The sequence below is a fragment of the Rhodococcus quanlei genome (assembly GCF_055231015.1).
The window spans coordinates 14,058-38,580 of the sequence record NZ_JBUYWD010000009.1 but is presented as its reverse complement, the minus strand read 5'-3'; the positions used below and the strand labels follow the sequence as shown (position 1 = coordinate 38,580).

Annotated in this window: 20 protein-coding genes; all 20 read left to right on the top strand. The window is 64.5% G+C overall.

Annotation, left to right across the window (positions count from 1 at the left end; all coding sequences use genetic code 11):
- Positions 1 to 493 precede the first annotated feature (493 nt).
- The 20 genes from mraZ to ileS all read left to right on the top strand — a co-directional run bounded on the left by mraZ (position 494) and on the right by ileS (position 24,523).
- Positions 494 to 925, top strand: coding sequence for a division/cell wall cluster transcriptional repressor MraZ (gene mraZ, locus ACZI8Q_RS07505; protein WP_463372886.1), 432 nt, complete (start codon positions 494 to 496; stop codon positions 923 to 925).
- 167 nt (positions 926 to 1,092) lie between these two features.
- Entirely contained in the window at positions 1,093 to 2,109 is a 1,017-nt protein-coding gene (gene rsmH, locus ACZI8Q_RS07500) for a 16S rRNA (cytosine(1402)-N(4))-methyltransferase RsmH (RefSeq protein WP_463372885.1), read from the top strand.
- Positions 2,106 to 2,771: a cell division protein FtsL gene (gene ftsL, locus ACZI8Q_RS07495; protein WP_463372884.1), complete on the top strand. Its 666-nt coding sequence runs from the start codon at positions 2,106 to 2,108 to the stop codon at positions 2,769 to 2,771. Before rsmH ends, ftsL begins: the two co-directional genes overlap by 4 nt.
- Positions 2,768 to 4,621 (top strand): peptidoglycan D,D-transpeptidase FtsI family protein, encoded by a 1,854-nt coding sequence (locus ACZI8Q_RS07490; RefSeq protein ID WP_463372883.1) that lies wholly within the window; start codon positions 2,768 to 2,770, stop codon positions 4,619 to 4,621. Before ftsL ends, ACZI8Q_RS07490 begins: the two co-directional genes overlap by 4 nt.
- Positions 4,622 to 4,776: 155 nt before the next feature.
- A complete protein-coding gene (locus tag ACZI8Q_RS07485) occupies positions 4,777 to 6,468 on the top strand; it encodes a UDP-N-acetylmuramoyl-L-alanyl-D-glutamate--2,6-diaminopimelate ligase (protein ID WP_463372882.1) in 1,692 nt (563 codons plus the stop codon).
- Complete coding sequence (locus tag ACZI8Q_RS07480; RefSeq protein WP_463372881.1) at positions 6,465 to 7,994, top strand: UDP-N-acetylmuramoyl-tripeptide--D-alanyl-D-alanine ligase; 1,530 nt, start codon at positions 6,465 to 6,467, stop codon at positions 7,992 to 7,994. Before ACZI8Q_RS07485 ends, ACZI8Q_RS07480 begins: the two co-directional genes overlap by 4 nt.
- Positions 7,991 to 9,070 (top strand): phospho-N-acetylmuramoyl-pentapeptide-transferase, encoded by a 1,080-nt coding sequence (gene mraY / locus ACZI8Q_RS07475; protein ID WP_463372880.1) that lies wholly within the window; start codon positions 7,991 to 7,993, stop codon positions 9,068 to 9,070. The genes ACZI8Q_RS07480 and mraY overlap by 4 nt, the downstream gene beginning before the upstream one ends.
- A 4-nt stretch (positions 9,071 to 9,074) precedes the next feature.
- Positions 9,075 to 10,592: a UDP-N-acetylmuramoyl-L-alanine--D-glutamate ligase gene (murD, locus tag ACZI8Q_RS07470; RefSeq protein ID WP_463372879.1), complete on the top strand. Its 1,518-nt coding sequence runs from the start codon at positions 9,075 to 9,077 to the stop codon at positions 10,590 to 10,592.
- 2 nt (positions 10,593 to 10,594) lie between these two features.
- A complete protein-coding gene (ftsW, locus tag ACZI8Q_RS07465) occupies positions 10,595 to 12,214 on the top strand; it encodes a putative lipid II flippase FtsW (protein ID WP_463372878.1) in 1,620 nt (539 codons plus the stop codon).
- Positions 12,211 to 13,380 carry an undecaprenyldiphospho-muramoylpentapeptide beta-N-acetylglucosaminyltransferase gene (murG, locus tag ACZI8Q_RS07460; RefSeq protein ID WP_463372877.1) on the top strand — a complete coding sequence of 390 codons (1,170 nt, stop codon included), beginning with the start codon at positions 12,211 to 12,213 and terminating at the stop codon, positions 13,378 to 13,380. The genes ftsW and murG overlap by 4 nt, the downstream gene beginning before the upstream one ends.
- Entirely contained in the window at positions 13,377 to 14,858 is a 1,482-nt protein-coding gene (gene murC, locus ACZI8Q_RS07455; protein ID WP_463372876.1) for a UDP-N-acetylmuramate--L-alanine ligase, read from the top strand. Before murG ends, murC begins: the two co-directional genes overlap by 4 nt.
- A 227-nt stretch (positions 14,859 to 15,085) precedes the next feature.
- Positions 15,086 to 15,724, top strand: a complete 639-nt coding sequence (locus ACZI8Q_RS07450) for a cell division protein FtsQ/DivIB (RefSeq protein WP_463372888.1) — start codon at positions 15,086 to 15,088, stop codon at positions 15,722 to 15,724.
- 203 nt (positions 15,725 to 15,927) lie between these two features.
- Positions 15,928 to 17,157: a cell division protein FtsZ gene (gene ftsZ, locus ACZI8Q_RS07445; RefSeq protein ID WP_463372875.1), complete on the top strand. Its 1,230-nt coding sequence runs from the start codon at positions 15,928 to 15,930 to the stop codon at positions 17,155 to 17,157.
- The gene (pgeF, locus tag ACZI8Q_RS07440; protein WP_463372874.1) at positions 17,157 to 17,906 is read left to right on the top strand and encodes a peptidoglycan editing factor PgeF; all 750 of its coding nucleotides are present in this window, start codon (positions 17,157 to 17,159) and stop codon (positions 17,904 to 17,906) included. The genes ftsZ and pgeF overlap by 1 nt, the downstream gene beginning before the upstream one ends.
- 7 nt (positions 17,907 to 17,913) lie before the next feature.
- On the top strand, positions 17,914 to 18,639 hold the full coding sequence (locus tag ACZI8Q_RS07435) for a YggS family pyridoxal phosphate-dependent enzyme (protein ID WP_463372873.1): 726 nt from the start codon (positions 17,914 to 17,916) through the stop codon (positions 18,637 to 18,639).
- 81 nt (positions 18,640 to 18,720) lie between these two features.
- Positions 18,721 to 19,380 (top strand): cell division protein SepF, encoded by a 660-nt coding sequence (locus tag ACZI8Q_RS07430; RefSeq protein ID WP_463372872.1) that lies wholly within the window; start codon positions 18,721 to 18,723, stop codon positions 19,378 to 19,380.
- Between the two features lie 105 nt (positions 19,381 to 19,485).
- A complete protein-coding gene (locus ACZI8Q_RS07425; protein ID WP_463372871.1) occupies positions 19,486 to 19,788 on the top strand; it encodes a YggT family protein in 303 nt (100 codons plus the stop codon).
- Between the two features lie 103 nt (positions 19,789 to 19,891).
- Positions 19,892 to 20,770 carry a DivIVA-like cell division protein Wag31 gene (wag31, locus tag ACZI8Q_RS07420; protein WP_463372870.1) on the top strand — a complete coding sequence of 293 codons (879 nt, stop codon included), beginning with the start codon at positions 19,892 to 19,894 and terminating at the stop codon, positions 20,768 to 20,770.
- A gap of 42 nt (positions 20,771 to 20,812) precedes the next feature.
- Complete coding sequence (locus tag ACZI8Q_RS07415) at positions 20,813 to 21,025, top strand: hypothetical protein (RefSeq protein ID WP_463372869.1); 213 nt, start codon at positions 20,813 to 20,815, stop codon at positions 21,023 to 21,025.
- Between the two features lie 273 nt (positions 21,026 to 21,298).
- Positions 21,299 to 24,523 carry an isoleucine--tRNA ligase gene (gene ileS / locus ACZI8Q_RS07410; protein WP_463372868.1) on the top strand — a complete coding sequence of 1,075 codons (3,225 nt, stop codon included), beginning with the start codon at positions 21,299 to 21,301 and terminating at the stop codon, positions 24,521 to 24,523.

The following is a 24,523-nucleotide window of genomic DNA, read 5'->3' as shown; positions in this document are numbered from 1 at the left end:
ATTTTTTTGTTTTACCCCCACCTCGGGGGCCCCCACCCCCTTGGGGGGCCCCCCCCGCCGCTTCGTACGTTCTGTGATCGGTGCCGGACTGGTGTGGTTCCCGACTCGTGCAGGGCCGGACTTGTTCGGTGCCCGACAGGGCCCGACTTCGCCAGGCCGGGCGGCCCCACTTTCCCCCACCTTCGGCTGATGCCGGTGCGGTCCCCGCGCTTCGACGTGGTGGTTTGGCCCGATTGTCTGCGCACTTTCGCTTTTCGCTGGTTAGTGAGCGGTGTGGAGTGTGCTCGAAGCGCTGGTGACGCCTGTCGCATCGAATATTTCCCCCACCTACTTTTGGGTAGCTTGACCAGCAAGTACTTGGCAAATCGTTGGAAACCAGTCGCTAAGCGCCTTGAGAGTGGGGGAAAGTGGGGTATCGTGGTGGTCAGCGGAGAGCAAGGGTGATTCGCTTGGTTACAGAACGTTCGGCTGTGAATGCAGTGGGAGGTGTCGAGTGTTTCTCGGTACCTACACGCCAAAGCTCGACGACAAAGGGCGGCTCACGTTGCCCGCGAAATTCCGGGAAGCACTGGCAGGGGGCTTGATGATCACCAAAGGTCAAGATCACAGTCTCGCTGTGTATCCCCGGGACGAGTTCACAGTGCTCGCTCGGCGGGCGGCTGCGGCGTCCAGGAACGATCCCGAGGCTCGGGCATTCGTTCGAGGGCTTGCCGCAGGAACGGACGAACAGTACGCCGACGCCCAGGGGCGCATCACCCTCTCGGCGGATCACCGACGGTACGCAGGCCTGGCAAAGGAATGCGTGGTCATCGGCTCGGTCGACTTCCTCGAAATCTGGGATGCCCAGGCATGGCAGACCTACGTGGATGCGAACGAGGAGAACTACTCGCAAGCAACGGGCGTGTCCCTCGGTGGGATCGTCTGACCCAGTCTTGCGGTGAATGCCGCGAGGCCTCTGCCCGACTGGACCCTGACGCACTTCCCCAGCGCCAGGTTCCGCTTCGGACAGGGACCTCGAAGCATTCACCGCCCCGGCACCGGGAGCGGTCGTCGGTACAGGAACACGAGACAGCAGCGAGGAAGCAGGCGAAGATGGCGAACGACGAGGCGACCAGTTCCTCGGCAGCCGGCGCCTTCGGCCATGTCCCCGTTCTGCTTCGCCGGGCCGACGAACTGCTGGCACCCGCACTCACCGGAATCGACAGCGAGGGCACCGACGCGGTCATGATCGACGCGACCCTCGGACTCGGCGGCCACTCCGCACACTTCCTTCGCGCGTACCCGCAGTTGCGGTTGGTGGCACTGGACCGGGACCCCAAAGCATTGCGGATCGCCCAGGACCGGCTGGCCGACTACGCGGACCGCGTCACGTTCGTTCACACCCGATACGACGGTATCGTCCCAGCGCTCGAAGAAGCGGGACTCCGAGCCCACGAATCGGTGCACGGGATCCTCTTCGACCTGGGGGTATCGTCGATGCAGCTCGACGAAGCGGATCGCGGATTCGCCTATTCGATCGACGCCCCGCTCGACATGCGCATGGACCCGACGGTCGGTATCACGGCCGCAGAAGTGCTCAACACCTACTCGCACGGTGACCTCGCACGCATACTCAGCACGTACGGCGAGGAGCGCTTCGCGGGCAAGATTGCCTCCGAGGTGCTGCGTCAGCGTGAGAAGCAGCCTCTTCGCACCAGTGCCGAACTCGTCGAGTTGCTGTATCGGACCATTCCGGCCGCCACTCGCCGCACGGGAGGTCATCCCGCCAAGCGCACCTTCCAGGCGTTGCGAGTGGAGGTCAACGGCGAACTGGACTCGCTGCGTGCCGCTATACCGGCTGCTCTCGAGGCACTCACTGTGGGTGGCCGCGTCGTCTTCATGTCGTATCAGTCGCTGGAAGACCGCGTGGTCAAACAGGAGATCGTCCCGCGCGCCAAGTCCAAGAGTCCCGAAGGGCTTCCGGTCGAACTCCCTGGGATGGGGCCGGAGTTCCGGATCGTCACCCGAGGCGCCGAACGCGCCTCGGACCAGGAAATCGAAGAGAACCCACGATCAGCTCCGGTGCGTTTGCGTGCCGCAGAAAGAATTGCCAGGAGGGCGACGGCATGACTGTTCAGGTGAGTTCCCCACGGACCGCACGCCGTGGCGGTCGTCGTTCCGGTGCGGCGCAGCGTGCCTACGAGCGGCGGACACAACGCGCGACCGTTCACAGTGACTCGGGTGTATCGGCCAAGGTGAGCGCCGCGGGCGTGGGGACGATGGCGGCACGTATTCCGTTCGTGGCGACGATCATCGGCATGCTGGCACTCGGTCTGATGCTGACTCTTCTGCTGACGACGCGTTCGGCGGAGGATTCCTACGAACTCAGCGAAGCCCGCGAGTACAACCAGAGCCTCATCCGTGAGAAGGCTGCTCTCGAGCGTGATGTCGAGACTGCGAACTCGGCGCCGAGGCTGGCCGCTGAAGCGGCCGAGTTGGGCATGGTCCCTGCTGTCGATCCCGCGCGACTGGTCGTGCACCCCGACGGGTCGGTCGAGGTGATCGGTACTCCCGCGCCGGCAACGGGGACACCGGTTCCGCCACTGAATGCGCCGGCGTCGTCGGAACAGCCCATGACGAGTGTGACCACCCGCACCGATCGGGCCTCATCGGAATCGAGCAGGACATCCGCCACGCCGACTCCCGGCAATGACACCAGGATTCAGGCCGAGGGTGAACAATTGGTCCCCGTGATACCTTCTACCGCGTCATCCGACGGCGGTCGCCAGTGACCCGAAGCGCACCACGCGGCAGGCCCCGGCGCCCCAACTCCGGAGGAACGAGAAACTTCCCGTTCCGCCATCGAGTGGGGCGTCTCGCCATGTTCGCGGCGCTCGGTCTCACCGCGCTGCAACTGCTCTGGGTACAGGGTGTGCAAGCGCCCCGGCTGTCGGCGGAAGCCGCCAGCCAACGGACCACCACGAAGGTGGACGCGGCTGTGCGTGGATCGATCACCGATCGCAACGGCAACCCGATCGCGTTCACGATGGAAGCGAAGGCGCTCACCTTTCAACCTGCGCGGGTGAAGAAGGAACTCGAGGAAGCACGCAAGAAGAGTCCGGACGCCCCTGAGGTGGACGACCGACTGAAGGCCATTGCGGACGAGATTCACGATCAACTCGGTGATGCAGCGCCCGAGGAGGAAGTGCTCGACAAGCTTCGGAGCGACAAGACGTTCGTGTATTTGGCTCGCAGTGTCGATCCGGCGATCGCAGCCGATATCGCCGAAAAGTACAGTGAAGTCGGTCTCGAACGTCAGGACATTCGCGAATACCCTGGTGGGTCGCTTGCCGCGAACATCGTGGGTGCCACCGGATGGGATGGGCACGGTCTCCTCGGTCTCGAGGACTCGATGGATTCCATCCTTGCCGGAACGGACGGCTCGGAGACGTATGACCGAGGCTCGGACGGAGCCGTCATTCCCGGAAGTTGGCGAGACAAGCAACCCGCGGTCGACGGGTCGAGCGTTCAGCTCACCATCGACTCCGACCTGCAGTACTACGTCCAGCAGCAGGTGCAACTGGCGAAGGAGAAGTCGGGGGCCGAGAACGCTTCGGCTGTGGTTCTCGATGCACAGACGGCCGAAGTGCTGGCGATGTCGAACGACAGCACGTTCAATCCTGCGATCGGTGTGGGCAACAACCCGCCTACCGCCGAAATGGGCAATCTTTCCGTGACGACGCCGTTCGAACCTGGGTCGGTGAACAAGATCATCACCGCAGCAGCGGCAATCGAGTACGGGTTGACCACCCCCGACGAGGTGCTGCAGGTTCCGGGCAGCATTCGGATGGCCGGTGTGACTGTGCGGGATGCGTGGGCGCACGGGGTGGTTCCGTACACCACGACGGGAGTGTTCGGGAAGTCGTCGAATGTCGGCACCCTGATGCTCGCGCAACGTATCGGAGAAGACCGATTCGCGGACATGCTGAAGAAGTTCGGGCTCGGCCAACGCACCGAGGTCGGATTGCCCGGTGAAAGCGCCGGCAACGTTCCACCACGTGACCAATGGTCCGGCGGTACGTTCGCCAACCTTCCGATCGGGCAGGGGCTCTCGATGACCTTGCTGCAGATGACGGGCATGTACCAGGCGATGGCGAACGACGGTGTCCGAATTCCGCCGCGCATCGTCGACGCCATCATCGAACCGGACGGCGACCGCACCGAAACCGAGCGTCCCGAAGGCGTCGAAGTGGTGAGTCCGGAAACGGCGCGCACCGTTCGTGACATGTTCCGATCCGTGACTCAAGACGATCCGATGGGTGTTCAGCAGGGGACCGGCGTGGCCGCCGCTGTGGACGGTTACCAGATCGCTGGAAAGACCGGTACGGCGCAGCAGGTCGACCCGTCGTGCGGTTGCTACTCGAACTCCCAGTATTGGATCACCTTCGCCGGCATCGCTCCAGCAGACGATCCTCGATACGTCATCGGAATCATGCTCGATGCCCCTGCCCGCAGCGCGGACGGTTCGGGCGGGGCATCCGCAGCGCCGTTGTTCCACAATATTGCGTCGTGGATGTTGCAACGAGACAGTGTGCCGATGTCTCCGGAACCAGGACGTGAACTCGTGTTGCAGGCCGACTGAGGGTGTACGGCGCGCAGGCGCACCTTGGCCGGGTCCGGCTTCGGGGACGGGCGCGGTAATCTGACACGTCGACGTAGCGTCGGACCGTGAGCCACGGTCCGACCTGCAATTGTTCGACGACCGACTGACCGATGAACGACGTCCGAGGTGTTCGGATGTACGAGAGGAGCCAGGTGCCCGAGTCGTCACGTTCGCAGTCGCCGACGACCTCGGAGGCTGCCGCCGCGAACATCCGGCCCGCGGTCTCCGTCGTCACGTCCCTCGACGACCTCGTGTCGCTCACCGGTGCGCGGATCGACTGGGTCGGTGACGCGGTGAGGTCCGAGCAGGTACGGGGTCCGGAAGCCCTGGACGGGTCGGTGGTCACGGTCACGGGTATCGATCTTCGCGCGCAGGCAATACTGGCCGGAGACCTGTTCGCGGCGCTTCCCGGGGCGCGTGTGCACGGCGCAACGTTTGCGTCGGACGCGGTGGCACGGGGCGCTCACGCCGTGTTGACCGATCCGGCAGGACTCGCACTGATGAATGCGGCCCGATCGCCTATGGGCGTACCGATTCTCGTTCACGAGAGCCCACGCGCCCAACTCGGGGCGGTATCGGCCACGATCTACGGGCATCCGACAAAGAAGATGACGGTCATCGGGATCACCGGCACCTCGGGCAAGACCACAACGTCCTATCTGGTCGAGGCAGCCCTCGCTGCGGGTGGTCGTACCCCCGGTCTGGTGGGGACGATCGAGACGCGCATCAAGGGGAACCGAGTGCCGAGTGCGCTGACGACTCCAGAGGCTCCGCAACTTCATGCTCTCTTCGCCGTCATGCTCGAACAGGGCATCGATACATGCGTGATGGAGGTGTCGAGTCACGCGTTGGCTCTCGGCCGTGTGGACGGAGTGCGTTTCGCGATCGGTGCCTTCACGAATTTGTCACAGGATCACCTGGACTTTCACCGAGATTTCGAAGACTACTTCGCAGCGAAGGCACGGCTGTTCGATGGCGACTCCTCCGTCCGGGCCCAACACGCTGTCGTGTGCGTCGACGACGAGTGGGGTCGCCGGATGGCGGGAATCGCACGCGATGCCGGATCGACCGTCACCGCAGTGGCCACAACGCCGTCGGAGCCGTTGGAGCCGCCGCAACCGGCTGATTGGCAGGCGACGCGAGGCGATCTCGACGACAGGGGTGTTCAGGCCTTTCGTCTCGTGGACCCGTCCGGCCGCTCGAACGAGGTTCGATTGCGCATGCCCGGTGACTACAACGTTGCGAATGCGTCGGTTGCCGTGGCGATCGCAGATGCCGCCGGAGTTCGGCTCGAGGACTCGATACCGGCATTGGCTCAGGTGGATGTTCCGGGCCGCGTCCAACGGGTCGACAAGGGACAGGACTTCATGGCTGTGGTCGACTATGCCCACAAACCGGCAGCGCTGGGTGCGGTGATCGGGACGTTGCGTGGCCAGTCTGCCGGTCGGCTGGCGGTGGTTGTCGGCGCCGGCGGCAATCGGGACAAGGGCAAACGTGAGCTGATGGGGGCAGTGACGGCTCGCGGAGCGGAACTGCTGATCGTGACCGACGACAACCCACGGACCGAAGACCCGTCCGACATCAGGGCCGCCGTTCGTGGGGGAGCCGAGGACGTGCCCCAGGACGAGAGGGGCGAGGTTCGTGAGGTGGCCGACCGCGCGAGCGCGATCGCGGAGGCGGTCGAGTGGGCGCGCACAGGAGATGTGGTGCTCGTGGCAGGTAAGGGCCACGAGACTGGGCAGGAGGTAAACGGGGTGAAGCACCCGTTCGACGACCGTGCGGTACTGGCGGAGGCGATCGACCGAAAGATCGGAGGTGGGGCATGATCCCGATGACCCTCGCCCGCATCGCCGAGATCGTCGGCGGTCGGTTGTCCGAGGTGGACGATCCTTCTCGGGTCGTATCCGGGAGTGTCGAGTTCGATTCGCGGAAGGTGACCTCGGGCGGACTGTTCCTCGCCTTACCGGGTGCACGAGTTGACGGCCACGATCATGCCGCGGCAGCTGTCGACGCCGGCGCCGTCGCGGTTCTGGCTGCGCGTGAGGTCGGCGTGCCCGCGATTGTGGTTCCGCCGATTCCCCCGGAGACCGCGAGTCGTGCGATGGCGCTCGAACACGACAAGGACGGGTCCGGTGCGGCAGTGCTCGCCGCACTCGCGAAGTTGGCGCGCGCCGTGGTCGACGAACTGACCGCATCGGGTCTCACCGTGATCGGAGTGACGGGTTCGGCGGGCAAGACGTCGACGAAGGATCTGATGGCGGCAGTCCTGCGTCCACTGGGGCCGGTGGTGGCGCCGCCCGGATCGTTCAACAACGAACTCGGTCACCCTTGGACGGCGCTGCGTGCGGACGCGGACACCAAGTTCCTCGTCCTCGAATTGTCGGCGCGCGGAATCGGACATATCGAGGCGTTGACGCACATCGCACCACCCCGCATGGGTGTCGTGCTGAACGTCGGAACCGCCCACCTCGGCGAGTTCGGTTCACGCGAGGCGATCGCGGCGGCGAAGGGCGAACTGCCCGAGTCGTTGCCGACCGCCGAGAACGGTGGGGTAGCCGTCCTCAATGCGGACGATTCGCTCGTTTCGGCGATGGCGGACAACACCTCCGCTCGCGTCGTTCTGGTGGGCCGTTCGGAGAAGGCTCAGGTGCGGTCGGCCGATGTTCGGCTCGACGATCAGGCGAGGGCTCACTTCACGTTGGTCACACCCGGTGGTAGCGCGACAGTCGATCTGTCCGTCCACGGCGAGCACCAGATCGGCAATGCCTTGTCGGCTGCTGCGGTTGCGATCGAATGTGGAGCGACGGTGGACCAGGTCGCCGATGCGCTCTCGGGTGCCGCTGCAGCCTCCGAACGTCGGATGGACGTGCGGGACCGTGGTGACGGTGTCACAGTCGTGAACGATTCGTACAACGCGAACCCGGATTCGATGCGTGCCGCGATCAAGGCGCTGGTGTCGATGGCACGATCGGGCCGCCACGGTGCGCGGCGCAGTTGGGCCGTGCTGGGCGAGATGGCCGAACTGGGACCCGAGTCCGTGGTGGAGCACGATGCCATCGGCCGACTCGTCGTGCGGCTCGATGTGAGCAAACTGATCGTGGTGGGCACCGACCGCCCTGCTCGCGCGTTGCTTCAGGGCGCGATCATGGAGGGTTCCTGGGGCGACGAGGCGCGGATCGTGCCGGACGCCGCGGCCGCGATCTCGGCGCTCGAATCAGAGCTCGAACCCGGTGATCTGGTGTTGGTGAAGGCGTCACAGTCGGTTGGACTGTGGCGAGTAGCGGAAGCGGTGCTGGCGGACGAAGGCCGGCGCCCTGAACAGACGGAAACCGGTTCGGAGGCCACGCGGTGAGACAGATCCTCTTTGCGGCGGGAATTGCACTCGCCGTGTCGATCCTCTTGACACCGTTGTTGATCAAGTTGTTTTCCCGGCAAGGCTTCGGCCAGGAGATTCGCGTCGAAGGACCAGCCACCCACCAGTCCAAGCGCGGCACCCCCACGATGGGTGGTGTCGCGATTCTGGCCGGTCTGTGGGCGGGCTACTGGGGTTCACACCTGATCGGAGTGGGATACGACGCGGACGGGCCGTCCGCGTCCGGGTTGCTGGTCCTGGGACTCGCGACCTCGCTCGGTGTCGTCGGATTCCTCGACGACTTCATCAAAATCCGTAAGCAGCGCAATCTCGGTCTGAACGCGACCGGAAAGTACGTCGGCCAGATCATCAGCGCGGTCATCTTCGGTGTCCTCGCGCTGCAGTTCCGGGGTGGTAGCGGGCTGACACCGGGAAGTCCCAATCTGTCGTACGTACGCGACTATGCGACAGTCACGATGGGCGCGATCGTGTTCATCGTCTTCTGCTGTTTCCTCGTGATCGCGTGGTCGAATGCCGTCAACCTCACCGATGGGCTGGACGGGCTTGCCGCCGGTTCGATGAGTCTCGCGCTCGGCGCATACGTGATCATCACGTTCTGGCAGTACCGCAATGCGTGCGCGACCGCCCCGGACACGGGTTGCTACGACGTACGAGATCCGCTCGACCTTGCACTGATCTGTGCCGCGGGTGCCGGTGCTTGCATCGGATTTCTGTGGTGGAACTCCGCTCCGGCGAAGATCTTCATGGGCGACACCGGCTCGTTGGCGCTCGGTGGCCTGTTGGCCGGCTTGTCCATCACGACCCGTACCGAACTGCTCATGGTCGTGGTCGGCGCACTGTTTGTGGCGGAGGCGGCATCGGTCATGATCCAGGTGGCCGTGTTCCGTTCGAGTCGGCGCCGCGTGTTCCGTATGGCACCGTTCCATCACCATTTCGAGCTTTCGGGGTGGGCCGAGACAACGGTGATCATCAGATTCTGGCTGCTGTCGGCCATGGCATCGGCGATCGGCCTCGCGTTGTTCTACAGCGAGTACCTGGCCGCGGTCGGAGACTGACGGCATGGTCGACGCAACGAACGGTGGCGATCTCGGCCGCCTGAACGGCCGCGCAGTCCTCGTCGCAGGTGCCGGAATCTCGGGTCGTGCGGCGATCGTCCCACTCCAGGATCTGGGTGCCCGAGTCACGGTAACGGACACGTCGGCCGACGCGCTGGCACGGTGCGCGCAACTCGGTGCTCGAACCGTGCCACTCGACGACCTGCTCGGCGAGCCCGGCGGGGTCGCAGACTTCGCACTGGTTGTCACGAGTCCGGGGTTCCGTCCCGACTCACCGCTCCTGTCTGCTGCTGCCGGATCGGGAGTTCCCGTGTGGGGCGACATCGAGTTCTCGTGGCACGTGGACCGTTCCGGTCTGTACGGTCCGCCGCGTCGCTGGCTGGTCGTCACCGGAACCAATGGCAAGACGACCACCACGTCGATGTTGCATTCGATGCTGCAGGCGGCCGACATACCGAGTGCGGCCTGCGGAAACATCGGACTGCCGGTCCTGGACGCCCTGCAAGACGATTCGCCGAGAGCCGAGGTACTGGCGGTGGAGTTGTCGTCGTTTCAGCTGTACTGGGCGCCGTCGGTACGACCCGACGCCGGTGTCGTTCTGAACATCGCAGAGGACCATCTCGACTGGCACGGCGGCATGGATGGCTACATCGAGGCGAAATCGCGGGCATTGACCGGCAAGGTCGGAGTGGTGGGACTCGACGACGTCGTCGCCTCTTCTCTCGCACACACCTCCCGTGCAGAGCGCACGATCGGTTTCCGGCTCGGAGACCCGGGACTCGAGGAACTCGGGGTCTTCGAGGGATACCTGGTCGACCGCGCGTTCGGTGACGGTGTGCCACTGGCACCGGTGGAAGGCATTGCGCCGGCCGGTCCGGCTGGAGTTGCGGACGCCCTGGCAGCCGCGACGCTGGCTCGGGCAGTCGGTATCGAGCCGGAGGCCGTGGCCGGTGGGCTGGCGGCCCATGTGCTGGGCCCGCATCGTGCGGCCACTGCGCGAGTCCTCGGCGGTGTCGAGTTCGTCGATGATTCGAAGGCCACCAACCCGCACGCAGCAGCCCCGTCGATACTGGCTCACGATCGCGTCGTCTGGGTGGCCGGTGGACTTCTGAAGGGTGCCAGCGTCGACGAGTTGGTCGCCGAAGTCGGAAACCGTCTGGTCGGTGCCGTGCTTCTCGGTCAGGACGCGCCCCGGATCGCCGACGCTCTCGCACGACACGCCCCGAATGTTCCCGTTGTGCACGTCGAAACGGGAGACGATGCAGGGGTGACCGCACAGGCAGCTGCCATCGCAGGTGGAGACCGGGGAGTGCGTCGCGTCGTGCTTCCGTCCGATACCGACGGCGACGCCGTGATGAACGTGGTCGTGCGTCAGGCTGCCGCGATGGCCGCGCCCGGTTGTTCTGTGGTGCTCGCACCGGCCGCGGCATCTCTGGACATGTTCACCAGCTACGGCCACCGAGGCGACAGCTTTGCTGCTGCCACAGCAGCTCTGAGCGAATCCGACATCGGCAGGGCCTGAACATGGCTGCCAATCAGGGGCGCGAGCGGCAGGCACGGGAAAAGCGTGCCCGCCCGGCACGTTCACGGACGTCCAAGGCCCCACGAACTAGGCTCGATGCGTGGTTGGCTCGCCCACTGGCCTCGTTTCACCTGGTGGTGACCATTGCCTTCCTGCTGACGGTGCTGGGCCTCGTGATGGTGCTCTCCTCGTCGAGCGTCGAAGCATATGCCCGTGCGGGATCGGCCTACACGCCGTTCATCCGGCAGGCGATGTTCGTGGTCCTGGGACTGGTCTTGTTCTACGTGGCTCTTCGGATCCCGGTTCGGACCATGCGTGTGCTGTCGTTCCCGGCCTTCGCTGCAACCATCGTGTTGCTCGTACTCGTCCTGATTCCCGGCATCGGATCCAGGCAGAACGGAACCCGTGGGTGGTTCGTTCTCGGCCCGGTGTCGTTGCAGCCGGCGGAGCTCACCAAGATCGCGCTCGCAATCTGGGGTGCACACATCCTCGCGTCGCTGCGCCGGGATTCGGCATCGCTCCGGGACCTGCTCGTGCCGCTGGTTCCTGCTGCGCTGCTGGCATTCTTGCTGATCCTTCTGCAACCAGATTTCGGCACCACAGTGTCGCTCGGCATCATCATGGTGGCGTTGTTGTGGTTCGCGGGGCTGCCGCTCAAAGTGTTCCTCGCCATCGTCGGAACGGCCCTCGGCGGCGCGGTGCTGCTGGCATTGACGGCCGGCTACCGCTCGGCCCGTGTGCAGGCGTTCTTCAATCCAGATGACAATCCGCTGGGTAGCGGATATCAGTCCCGACAAGCGATGTTCTCCTTGGCCGACGGTGGGATCTTCGGTCGGGGGCTCGGCCAGAGTCGCGCCAAGTGGAGCTACCTGCCGAACGCGCACAACGACTTCATCTTCGCCATCATCGGTGAGGAACTCGGGTTCGTCGGCGGTGCTGCCGTCATCGGATTGTTCGCGCTGTTCGTGTACACCGGTCTTCGTATCGCGTCCAGATCGGTGGATCCGTTTCTGCAACTGATGGTCGCGACTGCGACGGTATGGATAGCCAGTCAGGCGCTCATCAACATCGGATACGTGGTGGGGCTGATGCCCGTAACCGGTCTTCAGCTTCCGCTCGTCTCCTCCGGTGGTACCTCCACGGCCACAACTCTGTTCATGTTCGGTCTGGTAGCGAACGCCGCGAGGCACGAGCCGGAAGCGGTGGCCGCGCTGAAATCCGGTCGCGACGGGCGTTTCGGACGGCTGTTGCGCCTGCCGGTCCCCGAAACCTATGTCCCGGTGCGGCCGGCTGCGGTTCGAGCGGAAGCGGTTCGGCGCGCAGAGGCACGCCAGCGGGCCGGTCGGCAGGATGCGGGCGCCCGCGGTGCCCCCGAACGGCGTAATCCGAACCGTAGTCGGCGTGTGCCGAACGGCCGCGGTACGGACGTGCGCGGGAATCCGCGCGGGGCCGGTACGCGAACCGCGGCGAGAGGCAGGCCGGTCGCGGACAGAGCGAGAGGTTCCGGTGACCCACGGCGTGGCGACCGGACCGACAGAGGACGACCCCGACATCCGTCCGACGGTGGACGTGGGCAGTGGCGCTCGGACGGACGAGCAGGAGAGCGAGGATTTCGCAGGTGAGCGGCGACAAGTCGGCTGTATCGGTGATCGTGGCCGGAGGTGGGACTGCAGGCCATATCGAGCCGGCCCTGGCGGTCGCAGACGCGATCAAGAAGATGGTGCCGGACGCGGTGGTGACTGCACTGGGCACGGAGCGCGGACTGGAGACCACGCTCGTCCCCGAGCGTGGTTACCCGCTCGAACTGGTTCCGCCGGTTCCGCTACCACGGAAGCCGACGCTGGATCTGTTGAAGTTGCCTGGTCGCGTGCTGAAATCGGTGCGCCGAACCCGGTCGGTGATGGACGAGGTGAACGCCGATGTCGTGGTCGGCTTCGGTGGCTATGTGGCTCTGCCCGCGTACCTCGCTGCCGGACGCGGTGCGCTGCGTCGACGGAGGAAGATTCCGATCGTCGTGCACGAGGCGAACGCGAGTGCCGGGATCGCCAACAAGATCGGTGCCCGGCTGGCAGCCCGCGTGTTGGCCGCGGTCGCCGGCTCGGGGGTGGCAGCCCGCGGCGCCTCCGATGCGGAGGTTCTCGGCATTCCGGTTCGCGCGTCGATCACCGGCTTGGACCGGCGTGAGCTGCGTGGGGCTGCCCGTGAGCATTTCGGGCTACCCGCCGAGGGCCCGGTACTGCTCGTGTTCGGTGGATCGCAGGGTGCACGCTCGCTGAACGAGGCCGTGTCGGGTGCGTCGCGCGAGTTGTCGGAAGCGGGAATCGCGGTTCTGCACGCACATGGTCCGAAGAACACGATCGAGATCGACACCGGGTCCGACGGAGCGCCGTACATCGCCGTGCCCTATCTGTCGCGAATGGATCTGGCGTACTCCGCTGCCGACGCCGTCGTATGTCGCTCCGGCGCGATGACGGTAGCCGAGGTCTCGGCGGTGGGGCTGCCCGCCGTGTACGTGCCCCTACCGCACGGAAACGGGGAGCAGGAACTCAACGCCCGGCCGGTGGTTGCCGCCGGAGGTGGAATGATCGTCGACGACGCCGCACTCACGTCCGAGTACATGGTGTCGAAGGTCGTCCCGCTGCTGAGGGACTGCGCCGCTCTCGAGGAGATGGGCCGCCGTGCGTCGGACGCGGGCCACAGGAGTGCCGCAGACGACGTGGCGCAGATCGTGCTCGACGTGGCAACCGGCGATTCGCACAAGCACACACCGAATGGGGAAAACCGATGACCGAGCTGCCCGCACACCTGGAACGGGTCCACATGGTGGGCATCGGCGGGGCTGGTATGTCCGGGGTTGCTCGGATCCTGTTGGCCCGCGGTGGTCAGGTGTCCGGATCTGACGCCAAGGAGAGTCGCGGCGTGCTTGCGTTGCGGGCCCGCGGTGCCGAGGTGCGTATCGGGCACGATGCGAGTGCGCTCGACCTGCTGCCGGGTGGGCCGACCGCAGTGGTGACCACGCACGCCGCCATTCCGAAGGACAATCCGGAACTGGTGGAGGCGCAGCGGCGCGGGATTCCGGTGATCTTGCGTCCGGAGGTATTGGCGGCGTTGATGGACGGAAACAGCACGCTGCTCGTATCCGGTACCCACGGTAAAACGTCCACCACATCGATGCTGGTGGTGGCGCTGCAGCATTGCGGTGTCGACCCGTCGTTCGCGGTGGGGGGTGAGTTGAACGAGGCAGGAACCAACGCGCATCACGGCAACGGCGACGTATTCGTCGCGGAGGCGGACGAGAGTGATGGCTCGCTGCTGCAGTACAACCCGAACATAGTGATCGTCACGAATATCGAGGCAGATCACCTCGACTACTTCGGTACTGCAGACGCGTACGTGCAGGTGTTCGACGATTTCGTATCCCGGCTGCCGGCGGGTGGCCTGCTGGTGGCGTGTCTGGACGATCCTGGCTCGGCGGCACTGGCAGAGCGGACCGCGGAGCGCGCGGACTCCGGTATCCGTGTGGTCGGCTACGGCACTGCGTCCGCAGCGGACGTTTCGACCGCGTTCGACGCCGTCGACGGCGTGGAGGTGGGTGTTCGTCTGCTCGATTTCGAGGCCCGTGACGTCGGCGGGGTCATGCAGTTCCAGTTGGCCGACGAGGATGCACCTCGGACTGTCCGAATGGGTGTTCCGGGGCGGCATATGGCGCTCAATGCGTTGGCGGCATTGCTCGCTGCGCGCGATGTGGGTGCCGATGTCGACGAGGTCGTCGAGGGGATCGGTGGATTCGGAGGAGTCCACCGTCGATTCCAGTTCACAGGCCGTGAGCGCGGCGTGCGCGTATTCGATGATTACGCACATCACCCGACGGAAGTGCGGGCAGTGCTGGGTGCGGCGAACGATCTGGTGGGGCAAGGAGGGGGCACCGGCCGCGTGATCGTGGTCTTTCAACCGCATCTGTATTCGCGCACAGCCACATTCGCGGACGAGTTCGGCGAGGCCCTGTCGTTGGCCGACGAGGTCGTTGTGCTGGATGTGTACGGTGCCCGCGAGGAACCGCTACCGGGTGTCAGCGGCGCTCTCGTCGCGCGTGCAGTGCCCAAACCCGTTCACTATCAACCCGACCTGTCACTCACCCCACGGCAGGTTGCGGGGTTGGCGAATGCCGGCGACGTGGTGATCACCATGGGTGCCGGTGACGTCACGATGCTCGGTGGTCAGATTCTCGACGCACTGCGGGCGGTCCCGCAGTCGTCGTCGACGTGACCGCCCGTAAACGGGGCGATCGGCCGCAGAGATCGAATCGTGGCCGGCGTACCGAGAGTGCCCGGACCCGAACGCGTGCAGAGAACGGGCGTCGGGAAGCAATGCGTGAAGCGTCGCGAGCGCGCCGAAAGGTCATGCAGCCCAACACCGAAACCGAATTGTCGGAAGGGGCGGCAGCGGAGGTGACGAAGGCTCCGCGATCGCCGTGGTTTCGACGGCCGAGACTGATGGTCCCGTTGGTTGTCGTGGTAGTCGTCGCGCTCGGTGCCGTCGCGTGGTTCACCCCGTTGATGTCGGTGCGCGACATCGAGGTGCGGGGAGCCGAGTCGATTGCGCCGGAGGAGATTCTCCACGCTCTGGACATCCCTCGGGGACAGCCGCTGCTGCGGGTGGACACGACTGGCGCAGCTTCGCGGGTGGCGCAGATTCCGAAGGTCGAATCCGCGAGGGTGCAAAGAATGTATCCGTCGACGATCCGTGTGACCGTTACGGAGCGGACCCCTGTCGTGTTCGTCGATACGCCCGGCGGCACGCACCTGCTGGACAAGGATGCAGTGGACTACGAGATTGCGCCGCCTCCGCCGGGCCTGCCTCGGCTGGTGACGGAGTCGCCGGGGTTCGGCGACCCGGAAACGGTTGCGGCGCTCGATGTGTTGGCGTCGATGCCCGAACAGTTGCGGACGCAGGTGGCCGAGGTCACCGCCGGTTCCATCTCGGATATATCGGTGAAACTCCACGACGGCCGGGTGATTGTCTGGGGCGGAACCGAGAAGTCACAGCGTAAAGGTGCCGTTACGCTGGCGTTGTTGACCCAGCCCGGGGCCACCTACGACGTCTCGAGCCCGGATCTTCCGACGGTTCGCTGAGGTGTTGGGAAACCGATTCGACAAATAACCACAGATGTCATCGGCGCGCCTAGTGGCGGAAGCGGTTGAACACCCATAGCGTTTCGCCCCAGTGATCCACTTGACATAATGCTAACCCTGTGGTTGAGGTTTAGGGTTTGTCGAACCGGACACGAGCTATTTTGTACGAGAGCGCGATACACACTCACGGAAGGCGAGAGCCGATGACGCCCCCGCACAACTACCTCGCCGTAATAAAGGTCGTCGGCATCGGCGGCGGCGGCGTGAACGCAGTCAACCGAATGATCGAGCAGGGACTCAAGGGAGTCGAGTTCATTGCCGTCAATACGGATGCCCAGGCGCTGCTGATGAGCGACGCCGACGTCAAGCTCGACGTCGGTCGAGAGCTCACCCGCGGACTCGGTGCCGGTGCAGATCCCGAGGTGGGTCGCAAAGCCGCCGAGGATCACAAGGACGAGATCGAAGAGGTACTCAAGGGTGCCGACATGGTTTTCGTCACTGCTGGTGAAGGCGGTGGCACCGGAACCGGCGGCGCACCGGTGGTTGCCAGCATCGCACGCAAACTCGGCGCGCTCACAGTCGGTGTCGTGACGCGGCCCTTCTCGTTCGAGGGCAAGCGTCGCGGCGGCCAGGCCGATACCGGAATCCAGTCGTTGCGCGAGTCGTGCGACACACTGATCGTCATCCCCAACGACCGGCTGCTGCAACTCGGTGACGCCGCCGTGAGCCTGATGGATGCTTTCCGCAGCGCCGACGAAGTGCTCCTCAATGGTGTTCAGGGCATCACCGACCTCATCACGACGCCGGGTTTGATCAATGTCGATTTCGCGGATGTGAAGGGCGTGATGTCCGGCGCCGGAAGCGCATTGATGGGTATCGGGTCCTCGCGCGGGGAAGGCCGGGCAATCAAGGCAGCCGAGGCCGCGATCAACTCGCCGCTACTCGAGGCGTCGATGGAAGGCGCACGTGGGTGTCTGCTGTCGATCGCCGGTGGCAGCGACCTCGGTCTGTTCGAGATCAACGAGGCAGCATCCCTCGTGCAGGAAGCCGCGCACATCGATGCGAACATCATCTTCGGTACCGTCATCGACGATTCACTGGGAGACGAGGTTCGGGTCACCGTGATCGCTGCCGGATTCGACGGTGGCACTCCGACCCGGAACCCTGTCGAGGCAGGCGCAGTCGGTCGGAACGCAATCGGTGCGGGTCGCGCTGGTGAGGTATCCGATCGTGAGCGTGAACGGTCTGTATCGGAGCCCGTTTCGGTTACGCGCGAGACGATCTCGCCGCAGTCGGGTTCGAACCCGGTTCAGAACCACAGCTCGGGCAACCTTCCTCCCGCTACTGCTCGTCCCGAGCCGCAGCGCAGTGCGTCGATGGTGGAGGACGACGGCGAGGACGATGTGGACGTGCCGTCCTTCATGCGTCGTTGATGAACGCTGAGATGCAGGGTATTCGGGTCCGCCGAGTAGTCACCTCGCGAGCAGGTGGCGCTTCGGCGGCGCCGTACGATTCGTTCAATCTGGGTGACCATGTCGGAGACGATCCCGCGGCAGTGGATGCGAACCGGCGTCGACTCGCTCGCGAGATCGGTGTGCCGTTCGATCACCTGATCTGGATGGAACAGATCCACAGTCGTAACGTGACCGTGGTTTCGGGTCCCTTGGACAAGCCGGTGGAGGCGAGCGACGCATTGGTCACCACGGTTCCGGGGCTGGCGTTGGCGACGCTCAGTGCCGACTGCGTGCCCATACTTCTGTCGGACGATCAGGCCGGCGTGATTGCGGCGGTTCATGCCGGAAGAATCGGTGCGCGGATCGGGATCGTGCCCCGGGTACTCGAGGTCATGGTCGAGCAAGGCGCGCAGCGTGATCGGATCGGAGCATTTCTCGGTCCGGCCGCCAGCGGCCGTCGATACGAGGTTCCTGCTGCGATGCAAGCGGATGTCGAACGTCATCTGCCGGGTAGCGCAACCCGTACGGCGAAGGGTACGGCGGGGCTCGACCTTCGGGCAGGCTTGCGCAAGCAGCTTCTCGAGTCGGGAGTGGCGAGCGTCGGGGAAGACCCCCGCTGCACGATCGAGGATCCGACATTGTTCAGTCACAGGCGTGCGGCGCCGACCGGAAGGCTCGCGGCAGTCATCTGGATGGATTCCGTCGATATCGGTGAGGAAGGCGAGTAGGGGCGCAATGGGCAGGGCAGAAGACGTCGCGTCCGCGCTGGCATCGGTCCGCGAAAGGGTTTCCTCCGCATGCGTATCCGCCGGGCGCAATCCGGCCGACGTGCAGCTTCTTCCTGTCACGAAGTTCTTTCCCGAATCCGACGTACGCATCTTGTACGACTTGGGCTGCCGGGAGTTCGGCGAATCGCGGGAGCAGGAGGCGAGCGCCAAGATCGACGCGTTCACGACCCATCAGCCCGAGGCGGATGTTCGCTGGCACATGATCGGACACCTGCAGCGAAACAAGGCGAAGTCCGTCGCGAGATGGGCACACGCAATCCATTCCGTCGACAGTTCTCGGCTGGTGACGGCGCTGGGTAAGTCGGTTGTGGTTGCGATCGACGAGGGTCGTCGGGAACAGCCGCTCGAGGTGTTGCTACAGGTGAGCCTCGACGGAGATCCGCAACGAGGAGGAGTTCCGGTCGAGGAACTGGAAGGACTTGCGACCCGGGTGGAGTCGACCTCGGGCCTGAGACTGTCCGGTTTGATGGCAGTCCCGCCGCTCGGGTCCGACGCCGAGGCGCAGTTCGAGCGACTCGCCGCTGTTCACAGCACCTTCCGCGAACACCACCCGGAAGCGATCGAACTCTCGTCCGGCATGACCAATGATCTCGAACATGCTGTGCGACATGGTTCGACCTGCGTGCGTGTCGGTACCGCGCTGTTGGGATCTCGCCCTATAACCTCGAGGTGATCGCCGAGGTGATCGCCCAACCCGTCCCACTGCGAGCGGTCGTAGTCGGAGCAAGTCCGTCGCGCCAAGGAAGGTCGATCAATGAGTAACCTGCACAAGTTCAAGGCTTACTTCGGCATGGTTCCCCTCGACGACTACGAGGACGACTACCTCGACGAACCGGACACCCGCCGGCCGGTGCGCGGCGGCCGCGACCCTTACCTCGAGCGTGACGACCGCAATTTTGCGGAACCGGGCTTCGCGAAGGGAGGGTATGGTCCGCGGCACGACGACCTGGATGACGAATTCGATCGCTACGAACCGGTGCCGCGGCACTCTGTGCGCGGAGAATCGCTGCGTTCGGTGCGACCGGGTCCGGGATCACCCGCGCGTGTCGGTGCCACCCGTGGTGCTCTGGCAGTCGACCCGCGACCCGAGCGGGTGGAAGCCCGACGAGGTCCGCTGTTCGACGAGGGCGGTCCGCTGTCCAAGATCACCACCCTGCGCCCACGTGACTACGGCGAGGCCCGCACGATCGGTGAGCGTTTCCGTGACGGAACGCCGGTGATCATGGATCTCGTGGAGATGAGCAACGCAGATGCGAAGCGTCTCGTCGATTTCGCTGCTGGGTTGGCATTCGCGCTGCGTGGTTCTTTCGACAAGGTGGCCACCAAGGTCTTCCTGCTGTCACCGGCCGACATCGACGTCTCAGCCGAGGAGCGTCGCCGCATTGCGGAGACCGGCTTCTACAGTCAGAAGTAGTTCCGAAGAAGCGGGAGCAGCAAACGTGGCGCATGTCACCGAAGGTGTTGCGGCAGGTTTCGGTGTCCTTTTGATCGGCCGACGAATGTCGGGCAGAGTGTGGGTGTGGCCTTGTTCTCGGTGATCTACCTGTTGCTGTTCATCTTCTGGCTTCTGCTCATCGGAAGAATCGTTGTCGAGTTCATTCGCAACTTTGCGCGGGACTGGCATCCGACGGGGTTCGTGGTCGTGATTCTCGAGGCGATCTTCACGGTGACCGACCCACCGGTCAAGCTTCTGCGCCGACTGATTCCGCCCATTTCATTGGGCGGCGTTCGTCTCGATCTTTCGATCATGGTTCTGCTGTTCATCGTGTTCATCCTGATGTCCGTGGTTCAGGCGCAGGCACGGGCCACGGGAATGGTGTGACAGAATGGACCCAATGCACCAGTGGTGGTCCGCCATTGCGTACGATGCGTTGTAACTGAATGCTTGCTAGACCGCCTTTAATGACGCGTGAAGGGATCCTTCCATGCCGCTGACTCCAGCTGATGTGCACAATGTCGCGTTCAGCAAGCCTCCTATCGGGAAGCGTGGCTACAACGAAGACGAGGTCGACGCCTTCCTCGATCTCGTCGAGCAAGAACTGACGCGGCTGATCGAGGAGAACGCTGACCTGCGGCAACGCGTCGGTGAGCTCGACAAGGAGTTGGCGGACGCGAAGAAGGCACCTCGGGCTGCCGCACCCGCTGCCTCCACGAAGACCGAATCCGCTCGTCCCGCCGAGCAGCAGAAGCAGGCCCCTGCTCCGGAGAGTGCGGCGCCTCCCGCACCCGCAGCAGCGGCGCCTGCTGCGGCTGGATCTCAGGCGCCATCACAGCAGGGTGGCGGTGACCCGCACATGCAGGCCGCGAAGGTTCTGGGGCTCGCGCAGGAGATGGCCGACCGTCTCACCAGCGATGCCAAGACGGAGTCCGAGCAGCTTCTCGGTAGCGCCCGCACCAATTCGGAGCAACTCGTCACCGACGCCCGGACCCGTTCGGAGTCGATGGTCGCCGATGCCCGGCAGAAGTCCGAGTCGCTCCTCAGTGACGCACAGACCCGGTCCGACACCCAGCTGCGCCAGGCCAAGGAGAAGGCCGACGCATTGCAGGCGGACGCAGAGAAGAAGCACACCGAGATCATGGCGACCATCAACCAGCAGCGTTCGGTGCTGGAAGGTCGGATCGAGCAGCTCAAGACGTTCGAGCGTGAGTACCGTGTGCGCCTGAAGTCCTACCTGGAGTCCCAGCTCGAAGAGCTCGAGCAGCGCGGTTCCGCGGTGCCGGTCGACGGGGGACAGGACACGTTCGCGCAGGGCGGTTCGCAGTCCAACCACAACCAGTCCTCCTACGCCAAGGGCAACAGCTGACCCAAAAGCAGGCGGGATGGCCGAGCCGGACAGAGGTGAACCGTGCTCGTCATGACGTTGATTCTGGCCGCGGCCGGATTTGCACTGCTCGTGGCCGCCCTGATGACCGGTTCGGTCGTGTGGGCCTGGGCATGCATCATCGTTTGTGTCGCCGGGGCCGTTCTCTTGCTCGTCAGTGCTCTGACGGGCACGGGAACCCGTTCGGCCGGTCCCAAGATTTCGCCGCGGGCTGACGCGGACGACGCACAGACGTAGTTCCCGGACGCTGGTCGACCAGAGGCGGTCCGAGTGGACTAAACTGCACTACGCGATGATCCGGCCATCACCGGGGAGCATTCGGAAGAACGGTCCGACCAGGCAGGCACGATCTTGCCGGCCGACTCAGTAGAACCGAACGGGTGGACCCGTCACCGTCCAGCACCGAGAGGCTCCTTCCCACGAGGAGCAAGCGGGGTGGTACCGCGGTAGCGGCGTAGAGACGCCGACTGTCGTCCCCGTGCCAGTACGTCAGGCACGGAGGAGAGCGCGATGACCGAAACTCAACCCCCCAACAGCAGTGCAGCCGGAAGTAGTGTTGCAGGTAAGGATGTCTATCCCCGCGTCGACTACGGGGTTCCCCGCGATTCGAGCGTGAAGTTTTCCAGGCTGGAGAAGGAAGTGCTTGCCGGCTGGGAAGCCGACGACACGTTCCGGGCGTCCGTGAAGAATCGCGCGGATGCCGAGGAGTTCGTGTTCTACGACGGCCCGCCGTTTGCCAACGGACTCCCGCACTACGGTCACCTGCTCACCGGTTACGTGAAGGATCTCGTCCCGCGCTTTCAGACAATGCGCGGCAAGCGTGTGGAGCGGCGATTCGGGTGGGACTGCCACGGTTTGCCAGCCGAACTCGAGGCCGAGAAGCAGCTCGGCATCAAAGACAAATCCGAGATCGATTCGATGGGGTTGGCCGAGTTCAACACCTATTGCAAGGAGTCGGTGCTGCGCTACACCGACGAGTGGCGTGATTACGTGACCCGTCAGGCCCGTTGGGTGGATTTCGACAACGACTACAAGACTCTCGACCTGGACTTCATGGAGTCGGTCATGTGGGCGTTCAGCGAATTGCACAAGAAGGGCCTGATCTATCAGGGATTCCGCGTGCTTCCCTACAGTTGGTACGAGCAGACGCCCTTGTCGAACCAGGAGACCCGCCTCGACGACGCCTACAAGATGCGTCAGGACCCCGCGGTCACGGTCGACATGCCGCTCCGGACCACCGGTCCACTCGACGGCGCGAATGCGATCATCTGGACCACCACGCCCTGGACGCTGCCGTCCAACTTGGCGATCGCAGTGCACCCGGACATCGACTATGTGCAGGTTGCGGTCGACGGAAAGCGGTACGTGCTCGCGAAGGACCGGTTGGCGCACTACGCACGTGAACTCGGCGAGGCGCCCGAGGTGGTGTCGGAACACAAGGGCAGCGAACTCGTCGGGATCGAGTACGACCCACCGTTCGACTTCTTCCTCGGGCACGAGAACGCCCATCGTGTGATCGCCGCGGACTACGTGACCACCGAGTCCGGTACCGGTGTCGTGCATCTCGCGCCGGCATTCGGTGAGGAGGACATGGAGTACTGCGCCGCGAACGGTATCGACATCGTGCAGCCCTTGGATTCCGGCGGCAAGTTCACCTCGATGGTTCCGCCGTACGAGTCCATGATGGTCTTCGATGCGAACCCACAGATCATCAGGGATCTGAAGGCTGCCGACAAGTTGCTGCGGCACGAGACGATCGAGCACTCGTACCCGCACAGCTGGCGCAGTGGTCAGCCGCTGATCTACATGGCTGTTCCGTCGTGGTTCGTGGCCGTCACCAAGATCCGTGACCGGATGGTGGAACTCAACCAGGAGATCACGTGGGTCCCCGAGCACATCAAGGACGGCCAGTTCGGCAAGTGGCTCGAAGGTGCCCGCGACTGGAACATCAGCCGTAACAGGTACTGGGGGAGCCCGATCCCGGTGTGGGTGTCCGACGACCCGGAATACCCTCGCACCGACGTGTACGGCTCGTTGGACGAACTCGAGCGTGATTTCGGGGTACGGCCGAAGGATCTGCACCGTCCGGTGATCGACGAGCTCGTACGTCCCAATCCGGACGACCCGACGGGCAAGTCCACCATGCGCCGCGTTCCCGAAGTCCTGGATTGCTGGTTCGAGTCCGGTTCGATGCCCTTCGCCCAGGTGCATTACCCGTTCGAGAACACCGACTGGTTCGACACCCACAATCCGGCCGATTTCATCGTCGAGTACAACGGTCAAACTCGTGGTTGGTTCTACAATCTGCACGTTCTCGCGACCGCCCTGTTCGACCGGCCGACCTTCCGGACGGTTGTCGCACACGGCATCGTCCTCGGCGACGACGGCCTGAAGATGAGCAAGTCCAAGGGCAACTACCCGGACGTCAAGGAAGTCTTCGACCGCGACGGCTCGGATGCCATGCGGTGGTTCCTCATGTCGTCGCCGATTCTGCGCGGTGGCAACTTGGTGGTGACCGAGCAGGGCATTCGCGAGGGGGTTCGCCAGGCGCTGTTGCCGTTGTGGAACGCCTGGAGCTTCCTTCAGCTCTACGCGCCGGAGTGCGGGCGGTGGCGGACCGACCAGGCCAACATGCTCGACCGGTATGTGCTGGCCAAGTTGGCCGGTACTCGTGACGTCATCACCGAGGCACTCGAAGTCAATGACATCGCGGGTGCCTGCGATGAGTTGCGAACGTTCTGTGACGCGCTGACCAACTGGTATGTGCGTCGGTCGCGGTCGCGGTTCTGGGACGAGGACACCGACGCGATCGATACCTTGCACACCGTGCTGGAAGTGGTCACACGGTTGGCGGCGCCCCTGCTGCCGCTCGTTACCGAGGTGATCTGGCGAGGATTGACGGGGGAGCGTTCCGTGCACCTCGCCGATTGGCCGACACGCGGCGAACTGCCGTCGGACCCGGACTTGGTCTCGTCGATGGACGAGGTGCGTTCGGTGTGTTCGACGGTTCTGGGCCTGCGCAAGGCACAGAACCTGCGTGTGCGGCTTCCTTTGCCCGAGGTGACGGTGGCGGCGAGTGATGCCGAACGGTTGAGTCCGTTCAGTGGATTGATCGCGGACGAAGTGAACGTCAAGAAGGTGGATCTCACCACGGATGTGGACGCACACGGTCGCTTCGAGCTGGTGGTGAATGCACGTGCCGCGGGCCCACGTCTGGGCAAGGATGTGCAGTCGGTCATCAAGGCGGTGAAGGCAGGCGAGTGGTCGGAAGACGATGGAGTCGTCACGGTATGGCCGGGTCGCTCCGCGGGCTCTGCTCCTGGTGGGCCGGGTCGCTCCGCGGGCTCTGCTCCTGCCACCGGGATCGAGTTGTTGCCGGAGGAATACACCCGACGACTGGTCGCAGCCGAGCCGGAATCGACCGCAGCTCTCCCCGACGGCGCGGGTCTCGTTGTTCTCGACTCCGCCGTGACGGAGGAACTCGAGGCGGAAGGCTGGGCCAAGGACCGCATCCGTGAGCTCCAAGATGCACGAAGGGCTGCGGGATTCGAGGTTTCCGATCGTATCCGCGTGGTGCTCGACGTTCCCGAAGAGCGCCTCGGTTGGGCGCGCACTCATCGTGATCTGGTTGCCGGTGAGATCCTCGCGGTCGACCTCGATTTCGATTCGCTCACCGAGGGAAGCGGCGTCGTCGAACTAGGGGAGGGTGTGCGAGCGCGTCTCGACCGGGTGTGA

What these genes read in the sequence shown, in the direction of transcription:
- rsmH (WP_463372885.1), top strand. Translation starts at nt 1,093, where the DNA reads ATGGCGAACGACGAGGCGACCAGTTCCTCGGCAGCCGGCGCCTTCGGC.
- ftsL (WP_463372884.1), top strand. Translation starts at nt 2,106, where the DNA reads ATGACTGTTCAGGTGAGTTCCCCACGGACCGCACGCCGTGGCGGTCGT.
- ACZI8Q_RS07485 (WP_463372882.1), top strand. Translation starts at nt 4,777, where the DNA reads ATGTACGAGAGGAGCCAGGTGCCCGAGTCGTCACGTTCGCAGTCGCCG.
- ACZI8Q_RS07480 (WP_463372881.1), top strand. Translation starts at nt 6,465, where the DNA reads ATGATCCCGATGACCCTCGCCCGCATCGCCGAGATCGTCGGCGGTCGG.
- murD (WP_463372879.1), top strand. Translation starts at nt 9,075, where the DNA reads ATGGTCGACGCAACGAACGGTGGCGATCTCGGCCGCCTGAACGGCCGC.
- ftsW (WP_463372878.1), top strand. Translation starts at nt 10,595, where the DNA reads ATGGCTGCCAATCAGGGGCGCGAGCGGCAGGCACGGGAAAAGCGTGCC.
- murC (WP_463372876.1), top strand. Translation starts at nt 13,377, where the DNA reads ATGACCGAGCTGCCCGCACACCTGGAACGGGTCCACATGGTGGGCATC.
- ACZI8Q_RS07450 (WP_463372888.1), top strand. Translation starts at nt 15,086, where the DNA reads ATGGTCCCGTTGGTTGTCGTGGTAGTCGTCGCGCTCGGTGCCGTCGCG.
- ftsZ (WP_463372875.1), top strand. Translation starts at nt 15,928, where the DNA reads ATGACGCCCCCGCACAACTACCTCGCCGTAATAAAGGTCGTCGGCATC.
- pgeF (WP_463372874.1), top strand. Translation starts at nt 17,157, where the DNA reads ATGAACGCTGAGATGCAGGGTATTCGGGTCCGCCGAGTAGTCACCTCG.
- ACZI8Q_RS07435 (WP_463372873.1), top strand. Translation starts at nt 17,914, where the DNA reads ATGGGCAGGGCAGAAGACGTCGCGTCCGCGCTGGCATCGGTCCGCGAA.
- ACZI8Q_RS07430 (WP_463372872.1), top strand. Translation starts at nt 18,721, where the DNA reads ATGAGTAACCTGCACAAGTTCAAGGCTTACTTCGGCATGGTTCCCCTC.
- wag31 (WP_463372870.1), top strand. Translation starts at nt 19,892, where the DNA reads ATGCCGCTGACTCCAGCTGATGTGCACAATGTCGCGTTCAGCAAGCCT.
- ileS (WP_463372868.1), top strand. Translation starts at nt 21,299, where the DNA reads ATGACCGAAACTCAACCCCCCAACAGCAGTGCAGCCGGAAGTAGTGTT.